The organism is Brevibacillus laterosporus (genome assembly GCF_030489605.1).
In the GTDB taxonomy this organism is placed as follows: domain Bacteria; phylum Bacillota; class Bacilli; order Brevibacillales; family Brevibacillaceae; genus Brevibacillus_B; species Brevibacillus_B laterosporus_E.
The window spans coordinates 107397-131562 of record NZ_JAUKFY010000006.1 but is presented as its reverse complement, the minus strand read 5'-3'; the positions used below and the strand labels follow the sequence as shown (position 1 = coordinate 131562).

Genomic DNA, 24166 nt, shown 5'->3' with positions numbered 1-24166 from the left:
GGCTAGAGCATGCTTCAAGAAAATGACATCAGAAAAGTAGTAGAACAGGTTTTAGCGGAATTGACCTCCAATGAAGGTGCAGAGAGAACGGAGGGAAAAATTGAAATTAAATCCGCCAAACCTCGACCTGAATCTAATGTCGGCGGTGGATGGGTTGTCCAACCGCAGATGCCTTCCGATGGGGCTATCGATGATATTACGAAAATTGATTTAAAAAGCCAATTGCTAGTCCCTGAGCCAGTAGATGCAAAAGGTTATTTAAAAATGAAAGAACGCACCCCAGCCCGTCTGGGAATTTGGCGTGCAGGTCCTCGTTATAAGACAGAAACCACGCTTCGCTTTCGTGCGGACCATGCTGCGGCACAGGACGCTGTATTTTCACATGTGGATGAGCAGTTCTTACAAGAAATGAATCTCTTTAGCGTACAGACTCTTTGCAAGGATAAGGATGAATATTTAACCAGACCGGATTTAGGACGAAAAATATCCGAAGAGGGCTTGCAAAAGATTAAGGCAAACTGTCAGAAGCAGCCCCAAGTTCAAATCTATGTGTCTGACGGGCTAAGCTCTGCCGCGGTAGAAGCGAATGCAAAGGATATTTTGCCAGCCATCATACAAGGATTAGAGGGGTATAAAATTCAGGTGGGAACACCATTTTTTGTAAAACTAGGTCGTGTGGGCGCCATGGATCAAATCTCCGAGGTACTTGGAGCAGAGGTAACCTGTGTATTAATCGGCGAGCGTCCAGGGCTGGTTACAGCAGAGTCAATGAGTGCTTATATCGCCTACAAAGCAACAATTAATATGCCGGAAGCACGCCGCACAGTTATTTCCAATATCCACAAGGGCGGGACGCCTCCTGTAGAAGCGGGTGCCCATATTGCAGAGCTGATTAAGACTATGCTGGAGAAAAAAGCGAGCGGAATCGATTTAAAATTATAAACTTCCCATTGTCCTTAGGAGGGAATTTTGAATGAAGAATGATGCACTTCGGGCGAATGTGTTAAGTGTAAAAATCATCCCAAACGTGGCTCCCGATATGGTAAAAGCATTTCAGCTGCAACCCAATCAAAAAAGCTTAGGGATTATAACGGCTGACAGCGACGATGTAACCTATACTGCTTTGGATGAAGCGACAAAGGAGGCAGCCGTTGATGTCGTATATGCCAAATCAATGTATGCAGGAGCTGCCAATGCCAATTCGAAACTGGCAGGCGAAGTAATAGGAATACTGGCTGGCCCAAATCCAGCAGAAATTCGAAGTGGCTTACATACAGCGGTCGACTTCATTCATAATGGAGCTCATTTTATTAGTGCTAATGATGATGATTCTATCGCTTACTTTGCTCATTGTGTTTCTCGACCAGGAACGTATTTGTCCAAAATGGCAAATTTAGAGGATGCAGAAGCTATTGCCTACCTGATTGCACCCCCTTTGGAAGCGATGTATGCCCTTGATGCTGCCTTGAAAGCTGCCGATGTTAAGCTGGCAACGTTCTACGGTCCACCCTCAGAGACCAATTTCGGCGGTGCATTGCTTACAGGAAGTCAATCCGCTTGCAAGGCAGCATGTGATGCATTTGCCGAGGCCGTCCAATACGTTGCTGAAAATCCACAGAGTTATTAAGTAATAAGGTGATCCTATGAGAAAAAATGCTTTAGGACTCATTGAGGTAAAGGGGCTGCTGGCGTCTATAGAAGCAGCGGATGCAGCCATGAAGGCAGCTAATGTTACCTTAATTGGGTTGGAGAAGATAAAAAATGGCTTTGTTACCGTAAAAATTACAGGTGATGTGTCAGCGGTTACTGCTGCTGTGGAAGCCGGGGCAGAAGCAGTGACTAGAGTCGGCACACTAATTTCTAAGCATGTGATCTCAAATCCAGATGATAACTTATATCGAATGGTGGAACAGCCAAGTAGCTTACCATTCCAATCAAGAGACCGCAGGCAGGCCAAACAAATTACCCAAACAACTTCAAAACCGAAGGAGCTTGGAAAATCGGGAAAATCAAAGACAACCGAAGAGCTACAACACCCTGATAGTGAATTGCTTCCCGATCAAAGGGAGCCTCTTGTTGATACTGCATCGCCACCGTTGACTAAATCGGAAAACGCCTTGATCCCATTGCCTAAAAGTCAGGCAGAACAGCTAGAGAAAATGACAGTTGGTGAGCTAAGAGAAGAAGCGAAACGACTAGGAATCGTGAAGATTAACGATAGACAAATGAGACAGGCCAAAAAAGCTCAGCTTGTTCAGGAGATTACCAAATTGCATAAAGAAGGGGTAAATACATGATGCTTTCTGATAAAGACTTACTTTCCGTACAAGAAGTAAGAAATCTGATAAAGAGATCGAGTATGGCTCTAAAGACTTTGAGTAAGATGTCCCAGGAACAGATTGATACCATTGTAAAAGCGGTGGCAAATGCTGGCGTCGCACATGCCGAACGATTGGCAAAGCTGGCGGTAGAAGAGACTGGCTTTGGCATCTGGGAGGATAAGGTAATCAAAAACCTGTTTGGCAGTCAGGTAGTTTATGAGCATATTAAGGATCTAAAAACGATTGGAATCTTAAACGAGGATACAGTGAAAAAAGTCATCGAGGTAGGGGTGCCAGTAGGAGTCATCGCTGGATTAATTCCATCAACGAATCCAACCTCTACTGTCTTATATAAATCTCTTATTTCCATGAAAGCCGGGAATTCCATTATTTTTTCCCCTCATCCAAATGCGAAAAAATGTATTTTGGAAACGGTTAAGATCATTCGAGAAGCAATTGCCTCGGCTAGTGGTCCTGAAGATATTGTGACTTGTATGGAGATGCCTACCATTCAAGGTACTAACGAATTGATGAAACACAAAGGTGTACAACTGATTTTAGCAACAGGCGGCTCGGCAATGGTAAAAGCAGCCTACAGTTCGGGTACGCCAGCAATCGGTGTCGGATCAGGGAATGGGCCTGCTTACATTGATAAATCTGCTGATTTGCAGAATGCAGTCAAGCGTATTTTAGATAGTTCAACCTTTGACAATGGAACAATTTGTGCTTCCGAACAGTCAGTCGTCGTGGAAAGATGCATGAAAGAGAAGGTAATAGCAGAATTTAAAAAGCAGGGAGCTTATTTTCTAACCCCAGATGAAAAGGAAAAAGTTGGACGATTGATTATGCGAGAAAATGGTTCAATGAATCCGCAAATCGTGGGGAAAAGTGTACAACATATTGCCAATTTAGCTAAGATCACAGTTCCCGCTAACGCAAGACTTTTAATTGCAGAGGAAACAGAGGTGGGCTATAAAGTAGCGTTCTCACGGGAAAAACTGGCTCCTATTTTAGGATTTTTCACAGCGGAGAGTATGGAGAAAGCATGCGATTTATGTGAAGAAATTTTGTTACATGAGGGAGCAGGACATACTTGTATTATTCATGCACAGGATGAGAAGGTTATTCGTTACTTTGGTTTACGTCAACCTGTATCTCGCTTTTTAGTAAATACACCAGCAGCATTAGGTGGAATCGGGGGAACAACCAATTTAGTACCTGCTTTAACATTGGGCTGTGGAGCAGTGGGTAACAATTCTACTTCAGATAACGTAGGACCTATGAATTTAATTAATATTCGACGCATTGCTTATGGGGTTAGGGAACTAGAGGCACTACGTCCACACCAAGTGTCTTGTAACACACGGGGAGGATTTGGAGTTAATGATGATTTAGTGAATTCCATAATCCAGAAAGTCCTGGTCGAATTGAAGCAAAGCAACTGCATCTCTTAGCATTTTGTTGTAAACAGATGACATGAAAAACGGAGGAATTGAAATGGCAAGTACAAATGCGTTAGGTATGATTGAGACAAAAGGACTTGTGAGCGCGATTGAAGCAGCAGATGCCATGGTGAAAGCAGCTAATGTAGAGCTGGTTGGTAAAGAACAGGTAGGCGGCGGCTTGGTAACCGTGATGGTACGTGGGGATGTGGGGGCAGTAAAAGCGGCAACCGATGCCGGTGCAGCGGCAGCAGAACGAATTGGCGAACTGATTTCCGTACACGTTATTCCACGCCCTCACACTGAGGTGGATAGCATTCTTCCTAAGTCCAAGCAACAACCAGTCTAATTACAGGAACATACTATCCCTTACAAGCTTTCTTTTGATAAAAATGATTGAAGGCTAAATAGCGGATAGTATGCCTTCTTTACATAAACAAGCTTATGACTGAAAAGAGGTGTGGAGTTGTTACAAGATCAGGTTGATCAAATTGCAGAAAAAGTAGTGGCTGGAATTAAACAAAAACTGTTTATTCCCGTTGAAGCTTCAGGAAGGCATGTCCATTTATCCCGCAAGATCATTGATATCTTGTTTGGAGAGGGATATCAACTTACTAAAGCCAAGGAATTATCCCAACCAGGGCAATTTAGCTGCGTGGAACGGGTTGATTTGACCGGCCCTAAAGGAACGATTAAGAATGTGGCTGTTCTGGGGCCGGAAAGGCAAAACACACAGGTGGAGGTTTCCTTGACGGATGCAGTTGCCCTGGGAATTAGGCCGCCTCTTCGTGAATCTGGAAATTTAGCAGAAAGTGCAGAAGTTACGTTGGCTACCCAGCTCGCATCCGTTCCGGTCAAAGCGGCAATCATTGCGAAACGCCATATTCATATGTCCGTTGAGGATGCTCAATGGTTTGGTGTTGCAGATAAGCAAAATGTATGTGTGGAAGTCCTTGGAACAAGACCGGTTATCTTTCAAGATGTAACCATTCGAGTTAGTCCGCGTTTTCGTACATTTATGCATCTCGATTATGATGAAGCTAACGCTTGCGGGTATCAAAAAGGGACAGTTGCTAGACTTGTTAGGAAGTGACAGGCTTGGAAATACAGCAGCTAATAGAAGCCGTTACTAATGAGGTTATATCTAGATTGGACACGCTTTCTTCAGAGAACAAGCAAAAAATAATCGTTATCTCTGCACATGAAAGCGAATGGCTTGCCATAAAGCCGGTCCTCAATAAAAAATTTGACGTTTATTCTGTGGTAACCAATGATGTAACCTGGGCACAAAAGTGGCCTGATGATCTCTTGGAATGTAACGTTCAATCCTTTGCCTTCATTTTGATAACTGGATTACATTGCTGCGCATTAGCTTCACTAGCATTGGGGCTCATACCCTCAAAGAATCTCATTACTCAAGCATTGCTTCAGGGGAAAAAGGTGTACCTGATACAAGAAGGTCTTGAGCATCGGCAATTCCACCGTACCGCTCCAGCTCATTTATATGATCTGTATCAATCATACGAGCAGAAGCTTGTTTCCTTTGGAGTGACTTTGATCAAAAAAGCAGACATCCATCTGCTAGGTCAGAAAGAGCGCTATCTGGAAAGACCCATAACGCAGTCAGTATGCAAAAGGTCCTCTGAACAGTCGGATACAAATTGTGCAGGAGGGCAGGATTTACATGCGAATGAGGCAAGTCATTTGCTAGATGCCGAAGAAAAAGTATGGCATATAGAGCAGAGAGTCATATCTGAATCTGTGTTAAAAAAGCTATGCTTATTAGGGGCTCAATCGTTTACCATTTTACCAAATGCCATCTTAACTCCATTGGCTAAAGATTTTGTACGTATGAATCAGCTTACTGTCAAGAAAACAAAGCAGGAGGGCAAACCTGTATGATTATCGGAAAAGTCATTGGTAACGTTTGGGCCACAAGAAAAGATGCAAAATTGGATAGTCTGAAACTTATGATTGTCTCTCCCTCCGAAATTTTTGGCGGTGAACCAGCTAAGACCTTTGTAGCTGCGGATGGTGCAGGCTCTGGTATTGGTGATTTGGTATTGGTAACAAAGGGCGGTTCGGCAAGAGCGGCCTTTGATCAAGTAAAAGCACCCATTGATGCAACGATCGTTGGTATTATTGACAGCTATGAGCTAAGAGACTCGTGTAAGGAGGACAGTGTATGAGTATTAATGAAATTATCATTTACATAATGGTAATCTTCATGGTCTTAGGGGCAATTGATAAATGCTTGGATAATAAATTTAATTTAGGGGATAAGTTCGAGGAAGGAATTATGGCGATGGGATCGCTCACACTTGCCATGGTGGGAGTTATTTCGCTGGCACCTGTGTTAGCGACGTTGTTAAAGCCGATCGTTGTGCCTATCTATACAGCATTAGGTGCAGATCCAGCCATGTTTGCCACCACCTTGCTAGCTAATGACATGGGAGGATATCCGCTAGCAATGCAGATGGCAAGCAATCCGGAAGCAGGACGCTTTGCCGGTATTATTCTTGGCTCCATGCTTGGCCCTACTATTGTATTTACCATTCCTGTCGCACTAGGCATTATTGAAAGAGAGGATCGTAAATATCTTGCTACCGGGGTGCTAGCTGGAATCATGACAATTCCGATTGGTTGCTTAGTAGGTGGATTGGTTGCTGGCTATGATCTTGGAATGATTTTGCGAAATTTAGTTCCTATCATTCTCGTAGCTTTAATTATTGGAGTTGGGCTATGGCTAGTCCCGAATGGGATGATCAAGGGCTTTAGTGTTTTTGGCAAAGCAGTCGTTATTATTATTACGCTGGCATTAGCGGCTATCATTATTGAGACCTTAACAGGAGTGGTCATTATTCCTGGGATGACTCGTATTTGGGATGGCATTGAAATCGTAGGTTCTATTGCTATCGTACTTGCGGGTGCATTTCCAATGGTATATGTCATTACTAAAGTTTTCCAAAAGCCGTTACTTAAGCTAGGCTCATTGCTTGGCATGAATGATAAAGCGGCCGCAGGGTTAGTAGCCTCTCTAGCCAACAACATACCGATGTTTGGCATGCTAAAAGAAATGGATACAAGGGGAAAGATCATAAATATCGCCTTTGCAGTCAGTGCTTCTTTTACCTTTGGAGATCATTTAGGATTTACGGCTGGTATAGAAAAAGATCTTATTTTCCCAATGATCGTAGGGAAATTAGCGGGGGGAATCACCGCAGTGCTAGTAGCTATTCTGATTGCTTCCAAATCAAAGCTAGCAGCGAAAAGTGAGGAAAAATAAATGCAACATGATACAGCATCTCTTGAAGCGTTAGTTCGTAAAATTGTTTTGGAAAAGCTTGCACAGATGAATCAATCACCCGATAAGATAGATAAGAATATTGATCCAAGCGGTGTAATGTCTGTTAAATTGAACTCCTTGAAATTGGACCCTTTTGATACGGGAAAAGCAGGCGATCGAGTATATTTAAAAGATGCATTAGATTTACAGGAGAGTCCTCGGCTTGGCTGTGGATTGATGGAAATGAAAGAAACGACATTTGACTGGACTTTAAAATATGATGAAATTGATTATATCATAGAAGGAACACTAGAAATTGTAATTAATGGTCGTCGCATCATCGGACATGCAGGCGATATTATTCTCATTCCCAAAAATACGAGCATTCAGTTCTCCGTACCAGCCTATGCAAAGTTTTTATATGTTACGTATCCAGCAAATTGGCAGGAGCTTGAATGATTAAAAGAAGAGGATCGGTGGCCTTTAGCCCTTTATCAAGGCATCGATTTTTCTTCAATTTTAAGAGACTGAATTTTCAGTTGATGATTAATGATACAAAACGTATAGTTATACAAAAGCAGGAATAGACATAATGTGCCGGAAGCAGAATCGGTCCGGGAGAATTTTTTTTGTGAAGAATAGGGTTATCTAAATTTCAAAGGAGGTCGTTTTTATGATAAAGCCAATGCTAGAACGCTTGGAACAGCTTTATCCTGAATTAGTTGAATTTCGCCGAGACTTACATATGTACCCGGAGCTTTCCTTCCAAGAAGTAAATACGCCTGTAAAAATAGCGGAATATTTACGCAAAATTGGTCTGGAGGTAAAAACAGGGGTAGGTGGCAATGGGGTACTTGGAGTTCTAAAAGGTGGAAAGCCAGGAAAAACCGTGGCTTTGCGTGCTGATTTTGATGCTCTGCCCATTCAGGATGAAAAGGATGTTATCTATAAATCACGGATACCTGGGGTGATGCATGCATGCGGTCATGATATTCACACTGCGGGTTTACTTGGTGTCGCGAAGGTTTTGAGTGAGTATCGTGACGACTTACCCGGGACTGTAGTTTTTATTCACCAGTTTGCAGAAGAATTATTGCCAGGTGGTGCAGTTTCCATGATTGAAGCGGGATGCCTTGATGGTGTAGATGTTATTTACGGTGCCCACGTCTCATCAGATCAGCCTGTAGGAGTTGTTGGAGTAAAATCGGGTTATATGATGGCCGCGGCAGATTCATTCTATATTGAGATAACGGGTAAAGGAGGTCATGGCGCGTATCCACATAAAGCGATCGATCCGTTAGTGATTGGAAGCCAACTGGTCTTAAACCTGCAGCAAATTGTTAGCAGACGGATCGATCCTCTTCAAGCGGCAGTGTTAACAGTGGGGAGCTTTCACGCGGGTAAAGCGTTTAATGTAATCCCGCAAAGCGTTACTTTATCAGGAACGGTACGGACCTTTGATGAAAACGTTCGCCAAAGGATTGAAACCTCACTTGAACAAATTACTAAAACGACCTGTGAAGGGGCGGGGGCAACGTTCACAATCGACTATGAACGGGGCTATCCAGCCGTTTGTAACGATGAGACAGAGACACAGCGTATTCATCAGCTTGCCAAGCTTTTAGTAGGTGAGGAGCATACAGAGATACTAGAGGCTCGAATGGGTGCGGAGGATTTTGCTTATTATCTAAAAAAAATACCTGGTACATTCTTTTATGTAGGAGGGCGAAACCCAGAAATTCAGGCGAATTATCCACATCACCACCCAATGTTTGACGTAGATGAACGCTCTATGCTTGTGGCTGGTAAGCTCTTTATTTCTGCTGTTATGAATTATCTGACGGAGGGGAAAGTACTTCCAAAGTTACAGGAAGCGAAGGTGAGAATAACAGACTCAGTGTCTTGAGCAAAAATCATAAAAAGAGAGGCTTTTTATAGGCATTCTGTTTGATAGAACGGAGTGAAAAGAGGCTTCTCTTTTTTTGGTTTTTGAAAGAAACATAGTTTCCCTTATCCTAAACGAAGAGAATGCATATGCATAAAGGAAAAAATAAAGAAGTAAAATTTGGAAAAAACAGTTTACATTTATTTATATTAGATGTAAAATAATTACATAAGAGGAAAATATATCCAAATTAATTTTCCTACCTACTATTCTAATCCATACGCAATAAAAGGAGGAATACTGTGAGTGTCGTAGAAACACCAGCCCACAGAAAATTTTATAAGGATAAAAAACTTGAAATGCTGAAAGTCGGGGATTATATTCCAAATGTTAAGATTTATGAAGACCAAGCGAAAGAGCTAAAACTGTATGATCTTATTTCAGATTACCTTCTGTTGATGTGTTATAGCACGGATTGCGAATCCTGCTTAGCTTCGATGGAAGCCTTGGATGAATTTACTCAGGAGAATCCAGGAATCAATATTGCGGTTTTAATTCATACTAGTCCGGAAAATTTTGAATTAATGAAGGCGGCCTTCACGGATCGCATTGAACACATTTACTCAGTTCCAAAAGAATTGATTACGCGAAAGTTAAATGTTTATTTCATGCCAAGGGGTTATGCGATTAACAAGCTTGGACAAGTTCTTTCTACAAATGGGTGCTCCGACTTATATTGGTTTAACAAATTAATGGAACCATTACGCCGGATATTGTCATAGGAGGGGAACTTTTGTGAGTCGTATAAATTTTAAAGATTTATTTACGAAGAAGAAGAGTAGTAATAATGAAAGCAGTAGCGGAGAGATTGTGCCTTTCAGTATAGGAGAAGATTTTCCTGTTGAGAAGCTGGGAATGAAGTATGATTCTTCAGCGAACTGTGTATTTTGTTTTATCTCTTTGAGTTGCATTCTTTGTATTGATTTATTACCTCAAATTCCAGCGTTTCTCAAAGGATATACAGATAATTTTATACTTGTAAGTGATGGTACACCAGAGGACAATGATGAGATAGCAAAATATCATGAATTTCATTTTCCAATTCTATCGTATGCTGGCAGCTATGATGATTTACGGATACCGTTTACACCTTTCTCGTACTTTATTGATAAAAACGGAAAGGTTATCAAAGGAATACATTCAACTGATACAGATAGTTTATTTCAACTCATTACATGATGGGAAGGTTGGAGTATGACCGTATTGACCTATGTCATAGACATGATAATAGCTGTAGTCTTTTTTCTATCCTTTTATATGAAGGTTTATCATTTTCATGATCTAAGGTTACAAATACACTCTTATCAAATGATCCCTTATCAGCTTACAGCTATTTCAGCCTGTCTGTTGCTGATATCTGAAATTTCTATTTTCCTACTCTTCACAAGTGGTAGCGCATACATATGGAAAGAAATTTTGGTTATTCTTATGCTGTCTTTCTTTATCCTGTTTATTAAAAGAAAACGTAAGATTAGTGAAGCGGCTGATTGTGGATGCTTTGGCAAGGTGCATTCCTTGAATAAATTTCCGATTGTTCGAAATCTTGTTCTGATTGCTTTGTTGATAGGGAAATTGTTTCTTCCCACTCGTACCTTCTCACTGGATGAATCGATAGTCTCTGGAGCTATGATCGTCTGTTTTGTAATCGCCTATGATATTTGGAGCGAAGCTAAACAAGTAAGGGAGCTTACGGCCGATGATAAACGTACTTATCATTTTTAGCGGGATTATTGTGCTATTCATGATCTCCATAAGAGTCTGGTTAGCAAAGAAACGCCTCATTCATGAAGTGAGATTGATCCGCACATTACAAAAGCAGCTAGGAACAAGCTTTTCTACTATAATCCTTGTGGACTATGCTTCTCCTAATTTTAAGAGCCTAGATCAATTGCTGGCTCAAGGTGAAAATAAAAAAATAATCGTATTTTTTTCTGCTCCGGATTGGCTTATTACTATCAAATCGAAATTATGGAAAAATCATCTTGTTGTAAACAGTAATTCGTTTTCTTGGTTTACACCTCTGCTACATAATAATCCTGTACTTGTGCAAAGACATCAAAAGATATTTCATTTTTCGGATTCGTACGAGTACTTACGGTTTGTTATGACAGAAAAGGAGGAATTAATAAGCTGATGCAAACTATGCTTGACACATTCAAAATACAAATGATTATTGCTGAGAAGGTTCATTTTCATGAGTATGAAAAAATGCACTCTGTTGAAAAAGTGCTAAACGCTATTACGGTTCCAATACTCCCAGCGGCCGTTATCACAGATGTACTTGTGAAAGTGTTTTTTGAGGAGGATACACCGCCACTGCAACCATCTATTCAAGTTTTGGACCAAGAGAATCGATTGGTTTGTCATGAAGAACTTCCCCCACTCAAAAATTTTAGAAAAGAAGGGATGGTTCCAGGGATCGACATACGTGCAAATATTCGATTTCCTGTAGTGGAAGAAGGGGTGTATACATACCGGCTTTATATTGATAATGAATTAATGGCAGAAAGCTATGTAAGCGTGTTCTGTGAGGAATAGGAAATCGAAAGGAGGTGAAAGACATGGGATGCCCTGTAGGATGGATTGCAATTGGAAGTTGCAATGATAAATACAGTTGCGTCTTTCTAGAATGCGGTACTGAACCGAAAACTGAATATAGAGAAATATACGTACGTTGCCAAAAAGGTAGTACAACTGAATGCCACGATTATGACCAGTACAAATCAGGCTGCTGCTGAGTAGTAACGTTGAAGCAAAGAAAATTTGAAAGGAGGTGAAAGAAATGGGATGCCCTTCAGGATGGACTGCTATTGGGAGTTGCAATGATAATTACACATGCGACTCAGTAAAATGCGGTAACAAAACAAATAGATGGAGACATGTTTACGTACGTTGCCAAAAAGGTAGTACAACAGATTGCTATTGGGATCAAAGTTACTACGCAGGATGCTGCTAAGTAGCAAAGTAAAGCTGGTTGATAGGAAGTAATCCCTCTATTTTAGAATTTTAGGAAAAAGGAATGCTTTCACCGATAGATGTCGTTTGCCAATATTCGATTTCCTGTAATGAAAAAAGGGATGTACATACCAGCTTTACACGGAATGAAATGATGATGGAATTCTATGAGGTGTAAATTTAAAGGAGGTATTGGATATGGGATGCCCTTCAGGATGGACTGCAATTGGAAGCTGCAATGATAATTACACATGCGATTCAGTAAAATGCGGTAGCAAAACAAATAAATGGAGACATGTTTACGTACGTTGCAAAAGCGGTAGTACAACAGATTGCTATTGGGATCAAAGTTATTACGCAGGTTGTTGCTAGATAGTAACCTATAGTGAAGACTCCCTATCATTCTTGATAGGGAGCTTTCATTTCCATAATGAAACAGGAAAGAGGTGATTGTATGTCTTCATCGCGTTCCGATAAGAAGGATTGGGGCATTTTATTTTCATTGCAGTGTACGAAAAAGGTCTTTCCTTTAATATGGAAGTGTACTTCTCTTTTAATGATCACAACGATTTCGATGGCTATCATGAAAGCAGTCATCCCTCTTTTACAAATCTATCTAACCAAAACATTGGTCAATACGACGATGGATATCATTAACAAGAACGCCGACCTTACCGAAGGAGTGTTCCTTCTAGTTTTACAGATGGTGCTAGTTGTTGTGGGGCTTTTTATAAATAATCTTGATGATTTGATACGATTACGCATGTCTCAAAAGGTAAGCTATTATTTTGACAAGCTGATCATTGAAAAATCCTCTAAGCTGCCACTACTTTTCTTTGAAAATCCAGAAAATTATAATTACCTACATAGAGCTTCGGCTGGGATAGGAGCTCGAGGTCTTAAAATGAGCTTCTCTGTATTAGATGTCGTAAAAAATGTAATAACCTTAATAGGCTATTTGTATATATTAGTTCAACTACATTGGATTCTATTTACCTGTATTTTATTGCTGGTATTTCCGCCTATTATCATCACTACCTGGCTTGGTAAAAAGCAATATACGCAAGCTCGGGAGTTCACAAGCACCAATCGTTTAATTTTCTATTTGTATCGCCTGCTAATTGAACGTGATACGGCTAAGGAATTGCGTATTTTTGGTCATACGAATTATTTACAAGAAAAATGGGGAAATACCTATTGGAAATATGAGGATTCCGTTTATCAGCTTCGTAAAAAAAGTGTCTCGGCAGAGCTTGGGAAAGGCGGGATAAATAGTTTTGCAGAAACTGCTTTTATTGCTGTGCTCCTTTGGTTCGGAAGTCAAGGGAAACTAACCATTGGTGACTATGTATCAATATCACAGGCCATTAGCTCTGCCATATCACTTATTCAATTCATTGCCTATAATTTAGGGCAGCTATATAACGAAACCCTCTATATTAAGGATTTCTTTGATTTTATGGAACTAGAAGAGGAAGAGCAGGAGCTGGCGGTGGATCATACATTTTCTCTAAAGGAAAGGATCCGGGTCGAGAATCTGACTTTTACTTTTCCCAATCGTACAAAACCAGCGTTACATAACATTTCGTTTCAGATTAATAAAGGAGAAAAGATTGCTATTGTAGGAAAAAATGGTGCGGGTAAGAGTACGTTAATCAAATGTTTAGTCGGACTCTACAAAGTATCTGGAGGTAATATTTATTATGATCAACACAATATTAAGCATGTATCTATGAGACACATTATTAGTGCTATTTTCCAAGATTTCGTATCCTATAACCTGACAGTCAAAGAAAACATTGGGATAGCCGATGTGCAACATATCAATAATCAAGAACGGTTAAGGAGTGCAACCAGTCAAACAGGAGCAGATGAAGTCATTAAACAGCTGTCAAAAGGCTACGATACTGAATTGGGTACATCCTTTGCTGGAGGACAAGATATTTCTGGAGGCCAGTGGCAAAAAATTGCTTTGAGCAGAGCATTGTTTAAGCCAGCCGAGGTTATTATTCTCGATGAGCCAACAGCTGCATTAGATCCGATTGCTGAAGCACAGCTTCTAGAAAAATTTATTGAGATTACAGATAATAAAACCGCTATTTTCATCACTCACAGACTTGGAAGCTGTAAAAATGTTGATCGGATTTTGGTTCTTAAAGACGGCAAACTGGTTGAAGAAGGCAATCATGAGGAGCTGATGCAAAGAAATGGAGAGTATGCAGAGATGTTCCGGTCGCAAGCACAATGGTATGCGGAAGCTGAGCATGCGACAGTGTAAGAACGCTGGGCAGATGATTTGAAAAAATCCAAAAGAGATGCTATTTTCTCAAGGCAAAAATGTAACCTAAATTCCTGATTAGCTCATTTGTTTGTCATTAGCTCCTTACATGAGGTGGCTTTTGTATAACAAATGGGCTTTTTCTATGCAATAACATAAGTAAACTCGGTAGGGCTTCTGATTTGGAAGGGGCATAGCTAAGTGTGAGTTCAATCAAATTTTTGTTTTATCTGATAGAAAATAATCCGTTAAACGTTAAGAATCATCCGTTTACTGGCGGAACAGCATTTAATTTTTATTGATAATAAATACAGATTTGTAGTATTAGGAAGGCTGTCAGAGCTTAATGGGGCAGAAGTTGCTTTTAGATGCACAAAAAGGTAACAGCAATAGGGGGTATTCTCTTTTACTGTCGAGTTTTTGAAGCAATTGCAACGAACAGAATGCTGCAAGAAATACAAGTACTAATCGAGGTGGTTATATGGAACCGAAACGTGTTATTTTCTTGTCATTAATGATTTGTTACATCGGCCTAGGAGTTATTAATCCGGTGCTGGCTCCATTAATTCGAGAGATGGGACTCGATGAAATGCATGCAGGCTGGATCATTTCAGCTTCCGCCCTCATCTTGTTACTTGGTGCTCCCATATGGGGGAAGCAAAGTGATCGGTTCGGTCGCAAACCGATTATGATTATTGGTTTGGTTGGGTTTACGTTTAGTTTGGTGCTTTTTGCTTGGCTCTCTTGGATTGGTTTACAGGGGAGAACAGAGCTGACTTTGCTTTTTATCCTATTGTTGCTTTCACGGATGCTGTTTGGTCTGTTTTTCCCCGCAATGACTTCCTCCGGGCAAGCACTGATGGCCGATTTAACTTCATTGCATGAACGCTCAGCGGGAATGGCGATGATTGGTGCGGCGAGTGGAATTGGTTTTCTGATCGGTCCAGCCATGGGGGCAGCATTATCAGGGATTCATCTCCTGTTTCCCATTGTGGTTGCTGCTGTTCTATCATTATTTGCTGCTCTTTTGGTGTATCTGCGTATTCCGCGTTTTACACCAAAGTCATCTGGCAATAGAAACAAGCTTAATCTACGTAAGCCAGGTATACGGCCTTATTTATTGATTGCCTTGTGTATGATGAGCGCCATCGTTATGCTACAGGTGACAGCAGGCTTTTATGTTCAGGATAAATTTGAATTAAATTCCACAGATACAGCACTGTGGGTTGGAATCAGTTTGTTTTGTGTCGGTTTTATGATGGCATTGATCCAAATGGTAGTCATTCGGAAACGCGCCTTCATGCCGCGTACCTTGCTTCGCATCGGTCTGCCGATACTGGGGGGAGGACTGTTGCTTCTTGTTTTCATTAGCAATTTATTCAGTTTTATCCTCGCTTTTTTACTACTGGGTGTTGGAGGCGGATTCGCCATGCCGGGTTATACAGCAGGTGTCTCGATGGCATCGGGAGAAGAGGAACAGGGGGCAGCAGCAGGCTTGACTACGGCGGCAACAGGGGTGGGCTCTTTTGTAGCACCCATCGTTGGAACGGCATTATACCGAATTCAGCCGGAAGCTCCTTATTGGGTAGGATTCCTTGTAGTTGCTATGTTGACGATTTATGTCTGGAGTACGCATCGTGGGCTTGTGGTTGAACCAATCTCGGTCAAGAACAACTAATGTTATCGGCAAGTAAAAGAGAAATGGTGGAATTGTAGTTTTCGTGTAACTACGATTGCCACCATTTTTTGTATGCACAGTGTTCCCGATTAAGATAAATTTCCTTCCTGATGCTTTAGGATGTTTGGCTTTCTTGTGGCAGATTGATCGAAGGAATGGCAAACTACTCGTTGTAATGCTATACTTCGCTCTGTAGTCAGGTCTTGTAAAGAGGCAGCAGGCTTTTTTATTTCAAAGAATGTTTCGAATGAAAGGACTTTATAAAACGAATTGTAAGAATTGATATACGATTGGTTCCCTTTTGAAAGGAGTGAAATTCTGTGAAAAAAAGTAGTATTGTAATACCTCATGAACACGGAGGATGGGCAATGGTCAGCGTCCCGTTTCTTTTCGGAATGCTGGCTGGAAAACCTCAATGGATGCATATCCTCTTATTTCTAGCTTGGCTATTTCTCTATTTGTCATCTTATCCGTTTCTTCAATATATGAAACGAAGCACAGGAACTGAGCACTTGGTGAAATGGGGATTATTGTACGGTTTACTTGCCCTTATTTGCTTAATACCACCGCTTGTAAGCAATCCGTTACTTTTTTCTTTTGGACTGCCGCTACTGATTCTTCTTTTGATAAATATATGGCATGCAAAACGTAAAAGAGAGAGGGCGATCGTTAACGATTTATGTGCCATTCTTATTTTTTCCATTGGAGGTGCTGCTTCTTATCTTCTGGCAGGTGGAGAGTTTGATTTAACGATGGCTGCTATTGTATTGTTCAGTTGTTTGCATTTTATGGGTAGTGCATTTTTTGTAAAGTCAGTTTTTCGGGAACGAGACAATAAACGTTGGATCGTATATGCTCATATTTATCATGGACTGTTACTAATTGTTCCGTGGCTGATAGGCTTTCCCTGGATGACAATTGCTTATGTCTATTCAACTGTGCGAGCTTTTGTCTATGCTGGAAAAGCGATGCGTCCATGGAAGGCTGGCATTATTGAAATTATAGGTGCGGTACAGTTTTTGACACTATCTAGCGGCTTTTATCAGTAAAGGAGCGAACACATGGAAGAAACAGTTATTACGCTATATACAGGGATAGGTAACCCCGATCGAGTTTTCAATTCAATTATCAGTCATTTTGGGCAAGGTAGCAAATCACATCAAGTAGATGGTGGGCGGTTAACGATTACCTTGCAAGATGATACTTTAATGAACATAAATCGCATTGATTATATTGCGAATCAGAAAGAAATCGAACGGCAAATGAACGGGATGGCTGCTTACTATTCCCAGATAAAAACCGAACGACTTGATCTGCAGCAAAGCGTTATTCAACAGATTTTGTGCTTTACCTGCATCGTTGGAATTCGATTTGAGCTTACCAATGATGCGAATCGGACCCATTTTTTGATTGATGCTATTTATGCTGTTGCAAGTGAGATTAATGCTTATTTATTGTATCCAAGTATGGATATATTTAACAGTGAAGGAAAGCTTGTATTCTCATTGGAGGGAGAAAGTGAGCTGGAGCAACTCATTCCAATAGCGAATTCTGACCTGCTGGACCGTGGTAAGGGGGAGGAATCAGAGGCAGATCGCATTCGAATGAATCGCTCCATTGCTATATTAGAAGCAAGAAATATTCCTTATATCCCTCATTTGAGAGTAGCGTTGGCGCAAGAGGATGCAGTCATTAGAGACCTTGCATCTATTGCTAAAAGAGTTAGTGCCCTGTTCGCCGTAGCGCTATATTCGGAAGTACGATTGTCTCCAGAGGGAAGTCGGGAAGAAGCCTTGTCTTATTTTGAGAGGGTGGACGAGGTGTATCGGGTTAGAGATTGGCTGACATCAAAGGAAAGATCATATGTGGAAAAAGCAGAATGTGATGAGCTTGAATGTATTCAGTTTGTGTGGAAGTATGAGTGCTGCGAGGTATTACTATGGGCGCTTGGATTGATAGATGAATTAACATACCCAGATAGCACGTGTAATGTCCCGCGAATTTCGGAATTACTCATTCAATATCATAGCTTAGACGATTTGATACAACATTGTGAACCGAGGTCTCAAAAAGAATTACTAGATGCAGCAGATCTGATTATGCGTTATGACTGGGCATGCGTGGATGCCCGCATTAACCAGCGAAATGCTCCGGCAGGATTAGACGCGGGGGTCGTTTTAGAAAGACATTATGTACTTAATTGGCTTGTCGGCGGAAATAATCAAGCAGAATGGGATGATAATATACCTCATACGTAATTTCAGCAGCTTGTTACATAGAATTTGTACGAACAATGGTGAAGCAGAATTAATTAGATAGAGCATAGAGTAGTCATTTTATGTACATGACTGTTAACATTATTTGAAAGAGGTTGAATAGATGGAACTAATACAAGATGTACAGACATTGATCAGAGAATCGCATAAAAAACAATTGAAATATTTGTTTTTCTGGGGGAATACCCCGAAGAGAGAGGGAATTGTAGATAAATCCTGCTTCAGCCAGTGGTATCCAGCTCCTTTTGTAGAGGATGGCATTACATACCCTACTGCAGAGCATTATATGATGGCGAAAAAAGCGGAATTGTTTGGCGATACTGCGATGCGTGATCAGATTTTGCAGCAGAAGCATCCAAATCAAGCAAAAGCACTGGGACGCAGGGTTCGGGCTTTTGACGAGGAAGTGTGGAATGTACATAAGCTAGAAATTGTTCAACAAGCGAATCTACTGAAATTCAGTCAGCATCTTCCGTTAAAATCCTATTTACTCCAGACTGGTAATCGAATTCTAATGGAAGCTAGTCCTTATGACAAAGTATGGGGAATTGGACTATCACAAGATCATCCTGATGCTGAACGTCCACAGCATTGGAGAGGAGAGAAATATTAGGCTTTGCACTTATGAGAGTACGAGAGCAATTTCGGTAGTCTAGTAGATTAACAAATGACAAAGGAGATCCATATGCAAAAAATTCGCAGAACGAAAACAATAGAAGGAAAGAAGATACCTGGCTTTATTTGCAATGGAGGGAGTTATTTTTTTATTTATGTAGACGTTTATGAGGATGGGATGGTTAATTGCTGGGAGCTAGTCGATTTAGATGGATTGGTTGATAAACTCGATAGGAATTGGCTGGTCCCTAGTGTCCCTCAAGGTAAAGCGATCTCTATATTTGGATTGGGTTCGTATGAGGTAGCGGATGCACAGTGGAATTTTGATCAAGGTCAATATATGAATTTGATCCATGACACCGTTAAACAACTAAATCCCTCACTCCGTAATATCTATCGTATTTCTGAGGAAGAAAAGGAGCTATGGAATGCTAGAGGGGTTCTGCATTCTCCAAAATCCGAAGACTTCCGTGTCACTCATGAGATTGGATATGACACTGTAGCGGGCCAAGGAATCACAGCCTTTATGAAGCATGAGGGGAAGAATTATCTGGTGCAAATTGTTGTTTATAAGGATGATGCTGTGGTTTGTTACAATTCATTTTTTACATATGAATATACTATCGAGAGTGTTAAAGAACTGTGGGACGATAAAGTCTTATTCACTTCATTTGAAGAACCTACTGCTATCGTACTTGATCATTTAGGCGAGGTAACATTCTCATTAGTTCAGTATGCAAACGAAATCAATGATAAGTATGATGAATTGCAGGATTTGCTTAAAAAGCTTAAAGGAGAAAAAACATCTTTAGAACTATGCAGACAGGCCTATTATGAGTATTTGGAAGATCCATCCGAGTTTAATCGAGCCAGACTTCAGGAAAAATATGAGCTTGTACCCGAGCATCAGCGAATGTTTCTAGGGGATATGGATTCAAAGGATTCGGATTATGTTCGCATTATCTATTATCCTGATGAGAAAAGAGAAGTCTAGGCAGTATTCTTTATAAGATGTGACGGAGGGCGTATGAAAGATAAAAGAGTGGCTCATGTATCCCCGCATCTGAAACAGGAATAGGTGAAAAAGTAAGTTAGGGGAAAAAAAGCTATGAGCAATTTCGATACGGTTCAAAAAAAACTATTGGACTTTTTTCATATTTATGCGGCGCCTGTTTTAGAAAAATTGGATGAAGCCAATATTGAGAATCTCCTATATAAACGTGATAACCCTGTCTTCTCAAAGGAATGGATGCGGATTTACACGGAACTGTCTACCCTCAAGAAAAATAAAAGCGTCTCTTCCTTATATGTATCAACGAATGAAGAGCTACGTAAAAACATCTTTTTACAGGTGCTTAAGATAAGCTCACAAGATGATTTGGCAGCATATATTTCTGATGATTTTGGACTAATTTTTGTTAGTGTAGTGTTTACATATAGCGATGAATGGGTAAACGGACTATGGAATGAGTACCAAGAGAAGAGAATTCCACAGGGGGAATTGCAGCAATCTAAGCGTCAAATCGTTTTGTATGACGGCTTTATGACTGAAAGGAAGAAGCAATCTGTAAGAATCATCTTGGAATAAAGATTTTATTGCAAACATTGCTCTCGATGAAGGGAGTCGTTTTTTTTTGCAAGGAGACTGGTAATCTGCTTTCTGGGAGCAGACATTCTTAACCTCTAAAGATTAACTTCGACCCTTTTTCTTTTTTTCAAATGTTTTCTTGTAACTATTTTGCGTTACTGGACAATTTGAATGAAATCAATCTGAACTATATGCTGATTTTTTTGATAATAAGAACTCTGATATGTTTCTGTGTTTAATATTTTATACCAATTGGGCAATTATATCTTATTTTACATTTTATTACATGTAAATATATGGTATATTATAGTTGTATTTTTAATTCTTAATAGAAGGAGGCTTTCTTCATGAAAAAATTTTCTGCGGGTTTATTAACTTTAGGTCTTTGTTTAGCCGTATCCACTACTGCATTAGCAGATGGGCAGATAGTTTCTAGTCCAACAAATAAGTCAATTACAGCATCGTCTTTTGTTTATCGCGACTATGAACCAAATAATAGGCCTGAAACAGCTAATCCTTATAGCGTTGGGGGCCAAATTATCGGAAGATTAGGAGACTATTATTCCAGTGATGGAGGCTGGTGGGATATTACAGATGTCTATAAATTTACTGTTGATAAAAGACAAAAAGTAACTTTTCAACTAGGTGCGCCTCAGAATGTAAGGCTGCACCTCTGGTCTCCACGTGGGGTAACTTTTACGGATAAAAATATTAACTCATTTACCGTTTATTTGGAACCTGGTGTAACATATGAGCTAACAGTTAATACTCCTACTATTGTTGATCCTTTAGAATACAATGTATATTCTTATGTTGTAGAGTAAGCCTAGTACTAACAAGAAACAAACTACATCATTTTTGAAAAATTTTGAAGCTGATATTCTGGTACGTTATGTGGCTGGTTATCAGCTTTTTTAGTTTTACTATTCCAGGTTAATTCTTATTAATCTGACCAGTCTAACTCCTCGTGTATAGTCCATTCATAAAGGCTTAATCCTAAAGAATAATTGTGATCCATAAAATTACCCTGATTTTACCCAAAAAAATTATATATTAACCCAATCAGCAAGAGTTCCATATGTTCTACTGGACCATAATGAAGTAAGAAGCTGGTTTGTAAATATTAGATGAAAAAATAGGGAATATTGCGAGGCAGTCTTCTTACACATAGCCAATTAGCATTGTAGATCTAGTAATATTCATATAAAATACATACAACTATAAAGGCAAGTAAACATCAAGAAAGAGAAGAGTAACGAATTATGGATTTTTATCGTTTAACTAGCACAGATGACATTTTATTTAACAAAGCTTTTGATCTATATAAAGCTAGCTTTCCCGAGCATGAACAAAGATTATTTGAAGATCAAATAGTAGCTTTAAATAATCGGAATATCATTGTGATGTTATTTTAGAAAAAGATGCATTTGTTAGCATTATCTTTTATTGGGAAACGAGTGGATATACTTATATTAAACATTTCGAGATTGATCCTGATATACGAGGAAATAATGTAGGTTCTCGTTGTTTACAAAAGTTTTGTGATTTACACAGTCTTGTCATTTTAGAATTTGATCCACCGGTAGAGTCTATTTCTATTAGACGCAAGAACTTTTATATGCGGCTTGTCTTTATGGAAAATCATTACCAACATAAACATCCTGCGTATCGAAAACAGAATTTACCCCATGAACTTGTTATCATGAGTTTTCCAAGAAGTATTTCGGAATCTGAATATAGGCAATTCAATGAGTACTTGGTAAAAACAATTATGAAGTCTGGTGTATAGTGAGATTATTGGATTGACACAATAACAAAACACCTATTTTCTTAAAAAGGAGGAAAATAGGTGTTTTTCATTTCTCGGTCTCAACTAAAAAAGTTTATTATCTTTACTAATGTTTATAAAATTTTATTAAAATGAAATTATTATACACAAAAATGATTTTACCAACTATACCAACTCATGGTACTTATCGACGAACACGTAAAGCAAGTCTAAAAGTAGCCTATTTTAGCAGAAATAATTATAAGATTCATATCTGATTATTTTATTAGTAAGAGAGATTATCCTGTTACAGCAAGGTACAGATATACTTCTTATATTTATTGGCCTAATGTTATTTTTGCTACAGCCCAAAAAATAATATATAATATATAATTAAAAACTAGTATTATTGTTAACATAAGTTAAAAAACTTAATACAATATTCAGTTTTTTTGCCAGAAATGTAGATGGGGGATCTTTACAGATAGACTTCAAAATGAAGTTCATTTCAACACCATTACTCAAATCGTACCTATTAAAAGAAAGAGAGACAAAATGATGAGCTATTTATTCAGGAAAAAAGAGATTAAGGAGATTTCAGATTCAAACCAACCAAAAAAATTAAAAAGGTCACTTGGCGCCTTTGATTTAATATTAATGGGAATGGGAGCAACAATTGGAACAGGTGTCTTAGTTATTACAGGGTTAGTAGCTGCAAGAAACTCAGGTCCCGCTATATCTCTTTCTTTTATTCTCTCTGCAATTGTATGTGGTTTAGTAGCTTTGTGTTATGCGGAGTTTTCATCAGCTATTCCAAGTTCAGGAAGTGCCTATGCCTATACCTATGTAGCATTAGGAGAGATAGTAGCTTTCTTGGTAGGATGGTCAATTGTAGGAGGATATACAGTTTCGATAGCGTCTGTCGCCGGGGGATGGTCAGCTTATTTTAATAGTGCATTATCACTGGTTGGAATTCATCTTCCGAATAGTCTAGTCACGATTCCTAGCCAGGGAGGGATTATCAATTTACCTGCAGTCTTTATCGTAATATGTATGTCTTATTTATTAACAAGAGGTCTAACAGAAAGTAAAAAAGTCAATAATATTACAGTGGCTATCAAAATTTCTATTGTTCTATTGTTTATTATTATTGGTGCATTTTTCATCGAACCTGAAAATTGGCAACCTTTTATGCCATTTGGAATAAGTGGTGTATTTGCTGGGGCAGCCTCAGTATTTTTCGCATTCACTGGTTTTGATGCCATTTCAACATCTGCTGAGGAAGTGAAAGACCCTCAGAGAAACTTGCCCCGGGGTATTTTAGGGTCTTTACTAGCTTGTACTACTATTTATGTTATTTTAGGAACTATTTTAACGGGAATGGTATCCTATAAAGAATTAAATGTTGGAGACGCTTTGGCTTATGCACTTGAGAGTGTAGGACAAGGTTGGGCGGCAGTTATTTTATCTGTTGGCGCAGTAATTGGAATTATAGCTGTTTTATTTGCTTACATGTTTGCAGTGCCACGTATTCTGCTTTCAATGAGTCGTGATGGATTATTACCTAAATTATTCTCGACAGTTAATAGTAAAACGCACGTTCCGACGTTTTCTACATGGATCATTTGTTTATTAGGGGCTATAGTGGCGGGGTTAATTGATTTAAAAGAATTAGCCGATATCGCGAATATGTCCGCCATTTTAAACTTTGCGCTCGTAGCACTGTCAGTTATTGTATTAAGAAAAACACAGCCAAATTTAAAGCGCAATTTCAAAATGCCGCTTGTCCCTATTCTTCCAATACTGGCAATCATTTTTTGCTTATTTTTAGCTTTTAATTTATCAGCAAAAATATGGATTTATTATCTTTCTTGGTCAGCAGTAGGTTTCACTATTTATTTTAGTTATTCCCGTAATAAAAGTATATTGAAGCATCGGGAATAAATCATGTATATCAAAACTTATGTTGTATCTCTTATGAAAATTTGATTTCATAGCGTACAAAAAAGTCCGT

At 39.5% G+C, this 24166-nt stretch carries 24 protein-coding genes and 1 pseudogene; all 25 read left to right on the top strand.

Going from position 1 to position 24166, the window contains the following annotated elements:
- Nucleotides 1-9 precede the first annotated feature (9 nt).
- The gene (gene eutC / locus QZ995_RS09195) at nucleotides 10-942 is read left to right on the top strand and encodes an ethanolamine ammonia-lyase subunit EutC (RefSeq protein WP_437124725.1); all 933 of its coding nucleotides are present in this window, start codon (nucleotides 10-12) and stop codon (nucleotides 940-942) included.
- Nucleotides 943-973: 31 nt separating this feature from the next.
- Entirely contained in the window at nucleotides 974-1627 is a 654-nt protein-coding gene (gene eutL, locus QZ995_RS09190; protein ID WP_031415192.1) for an ethanolamine utilization microcompartment protein EutL, read from the top strand.
- A 16-nt stretch (nucleotides 1628-1643) separates the two neighbouring features.
- Nucleotides 1644-2297, top strand: coding sequence for a BMC domain-containing protein (locus tag QZ995_RS09185; protein WP_301805854.1), 654 nt, complete (start codon nucleotides 1644-1646; stop codon nucleotides 2295-2297).
- Entirely contained in the window at nucleotides 2294-3775 is a 1482-nt protein-coding gene (locus tag QZ995_RS09180) for an acetaldehyde dehydrogenase (acetylating) (protein ID WP_301805850.1), read from the top strand. The genes QZ995_RS09185 and QZ995_RS09180 overlap by 4 nt, the downstream gene beginning before the upstream one ends.
- Before the next feature lie 43 nt (nucleotides 3776-3818).
- Nucleotides 3819-4112 (top strand): ethanolamine utilization microcompartment protein EutM, encoded by a 294-nt coding sequence (eutM, locus tag QZ995_RS09175; RefSeq protein WP_003336346.1) that lies wholly within the window; start codon nucleotides 3819-3821, stop codon nucleotides 4110-4112.
- A gap of 117 nt (nucleotides 4113-4229) precedes the next feature.
- On the top strand, nucleotides 4230-4856 hold the full coding sequence (gene pduL, locus QZ995_RS09170; protein WP_366919688.1) for a phosphate propanoyltransferase: 627 nt from the start codon (nucleotides 4230-4232) through the stop codon (nucleotides 4854-4856).
- A 5-nt stretch (nucleotides 4857-4861) separates the two neighbouring features.
- Nucleotides 4862-5665 (top strand): hypothetical protein, encoded by an 804-nt coding sequence (locus tag QZ995_RS09165; protein ID WP_301805842.1) that lies wholly within the window; start codon nucleotides 4862-4864, stop codon nucleotides 5663-5665.
- On the top strand, nucleotides 5662-5952 hold the full coding sequence (locus QZ995_RS09160) for a EutN/CcmL family microcompartment protein (RefSeq protein ID WP_064016589.1): 291 nt from the start codon (nucleotides 5662-5664) through the stop codon (nucleotides 5950-5952). Before QZ995_RS09165 ends, QZ995_RS09160 begins: the two co-directional genes overlap by 4 nt.
- Nucleotides 5949-7049, top strand: a complete 1101-nt coding sequence (gene eutH / locus QZ995_RS09155) for an ethanolamine utilization protein EutH (protein ID WP_301805839.1) — start codon at nucleotides 5949-5951, stop codon at nucleotides 7047-7049. Before QZ995_RS09160 ends, eutH begins: the two co-directional genes overlap by 4 nt.
- Nucleotides 7050-7508, top strand: coding sequence for a cupin domain-containing protein (locus tag QZ995_RS09150; RefSeq protein WP_301805836.1), 459 nt, complete (start codon nucleotides 7050-7052; stop codon nucleotides 7506-7508). It abuts the gene before it with no gap.
- Between the two features lie 214 nt (nucleotides 7509-7722).
- Nucleotides 7723-8955 (top strand): M20 metallopeptidase family protein, encoded by a 1233-nt coding sequence (locus QZ995_RS09145; protein WP_301805833.1) that lies wholly within the window; start codon nucleotides 7723-7725, stop codon nucleotides 8953-8955.
- A gap of 281 nt (nucleotides 8956-9236) precedes the next feature.
- Entirely contained in the window at nucleotides 9237-9716 is a 480-nt protein-coding gene (locus tag QZ995_RS09140) for a TlpA family protein disulfide reductase (protein WP_301805831.1), read from the top strand.
- Nucleotides 9717-9729: 13 nt separating this feature from the next.
- Nucleotides 9730-10173, top strand: a complete 444-nt coding sequence (locus tag QZ995_RS09135; protein ID WP_212930784.1) for a TlpA family protein disulfide reductase — start codon at nucleotides 9730-9732, stop codon at nucleotides 10171-10173.
- A 15-nt stretch (nucleotides 10174-10188) separates the two neighbouring features.
- Nucleotides 10189-10716 carry a MauE/DoxX family redox-associated membrane protein gene (locus QZ995_RS09130; RefSeq protein WP_301805829.1) on the top strand — a complete coding sequence of 176 codons (528 nt, stop codon included), beginning with the start codon at nucleotides 10189-10191 and terminating at the stop codon, nucleotides 10714-10716.
- A complete protein-coding gene (locus tag QZ995_RS09125; protein WP_301805827.1) occupies nucleotides 10691-11128 on the top strand; it encodes a hypothetical protein in 438 nt (145 codons plus the stop codon). Before QZ995_RS09130 ends, QZ995_RS09125 begins: the two co-directional genes overlap by 26 nt.
- A complete protein-coding gene (locus QZ995_RS09120; RefSeq protein WP_301805824.1) occupies nucleotides 11128-11532 on the top strand; it encodes a hypothetical protein in 405 nt (134 codons plus the stop codon). Before QZ995_RS09125 ends, QZ995_RS09120 begins: the two co-directional genes overlap by 1 nt.
- Nucleotides 11533-12403: 871 nt before the next feature.
- A complete protein-coding gene (locus QZ995_RS09115; protein WP_301805821.1) occupies nucleotides 12404-14227 on the top strand; it encodes an ABC transporter ATP-binding protein in 1824 nt (607 codons plus the stop codon).
- Between the two features lie 481 nt (nucleotides 14228-14708).
- On the top strand, nucleotides 14709-15905 hold the full coding sequence (locus QZ995_RS09110; RefSeq protein WP_301805818.1) for an MFS transporter: 1197 nt from the start codon (nucleotides 14709-14711) through the stop codon (nucleotides 15903-15905).
- Nucleotides 15906-16225: 320 nt separating this feature from the next.
- Nucleotides 16226-16954, top strand: coding sequence for a YwiC-like family protein (locus QZ995_RS09105; RefSeq protein ID WP_301805815.1), 729 nt, complete (start codon nucleotides 16226-16228; stop codon nucleotides 16952-16954).
- A gap of 12 nt (nucleotides 16955-16966) precedes the next feature.
- Nucleotides 16967-18163: a DUF4272 domain-containing protein gene (locus tag QZ995_RS09100; protein WP_301805812.1), complete on the top strand. Its 1197-nt coding sequence runs from the start codon at nucleotides 16967-16969 to the stop codon at nucleotides 18161-18163.
- Between the two features lie 121 nt (nucleotides 18164-18284).
- A pseudogene (locus QZ995_RS09095) lies at nucleotides 18285-18832 on the top strand (NADAR family protein).
- A 34-nt stretch (nucleotides 18833-18866) separates the two neighbouring features.
- Nucleotides 18867-19790, top strand: coding sequence for a DUF7638 domain-containing protein (locus tag QZ995_RS09090; protein ID WP_301805809.1), 924 nt, complete (start codon nucleotides 18867-18869; stop codon nucleotides 19788-19790).
- Nucleotides 19791-19904: 114 nt separating this feature from the next.
- Nucleotides 19905-20384, top strand: coding sequence for a hypothetical protein (locus tag QZ995_RS09085; protein WP_301805807.1), 480 nt, complete (start codon nucleotides 19905-19907; stop codon nucleotides 20382-20384).
- 347 nt (nucleotides 20385-20731) lie between these two features.
- Nucleotides 20732-21208 (top strand): hypothetical protein, encoded by a 477-nt coding sequence (locus QZ995_RS09080; RefSeq protein WP_301805806.1) that lies wholly within the window; start codon nucleotides 20732-20734, stop codon nucleotides 21206-21208.
- Nucleotides 21209-22710: 1502 nt separating this feature from the next.
- Entirely contained in the window at nucleotides 22711-24096 is a 1386-nt protein-coding gene (locus QZ995_RS09075) for an APC family permease (protein ID WP_301805965.1), read from the top strand.
- Nucleotides 24097-24166: the final 70 nt, after the last annotated feature.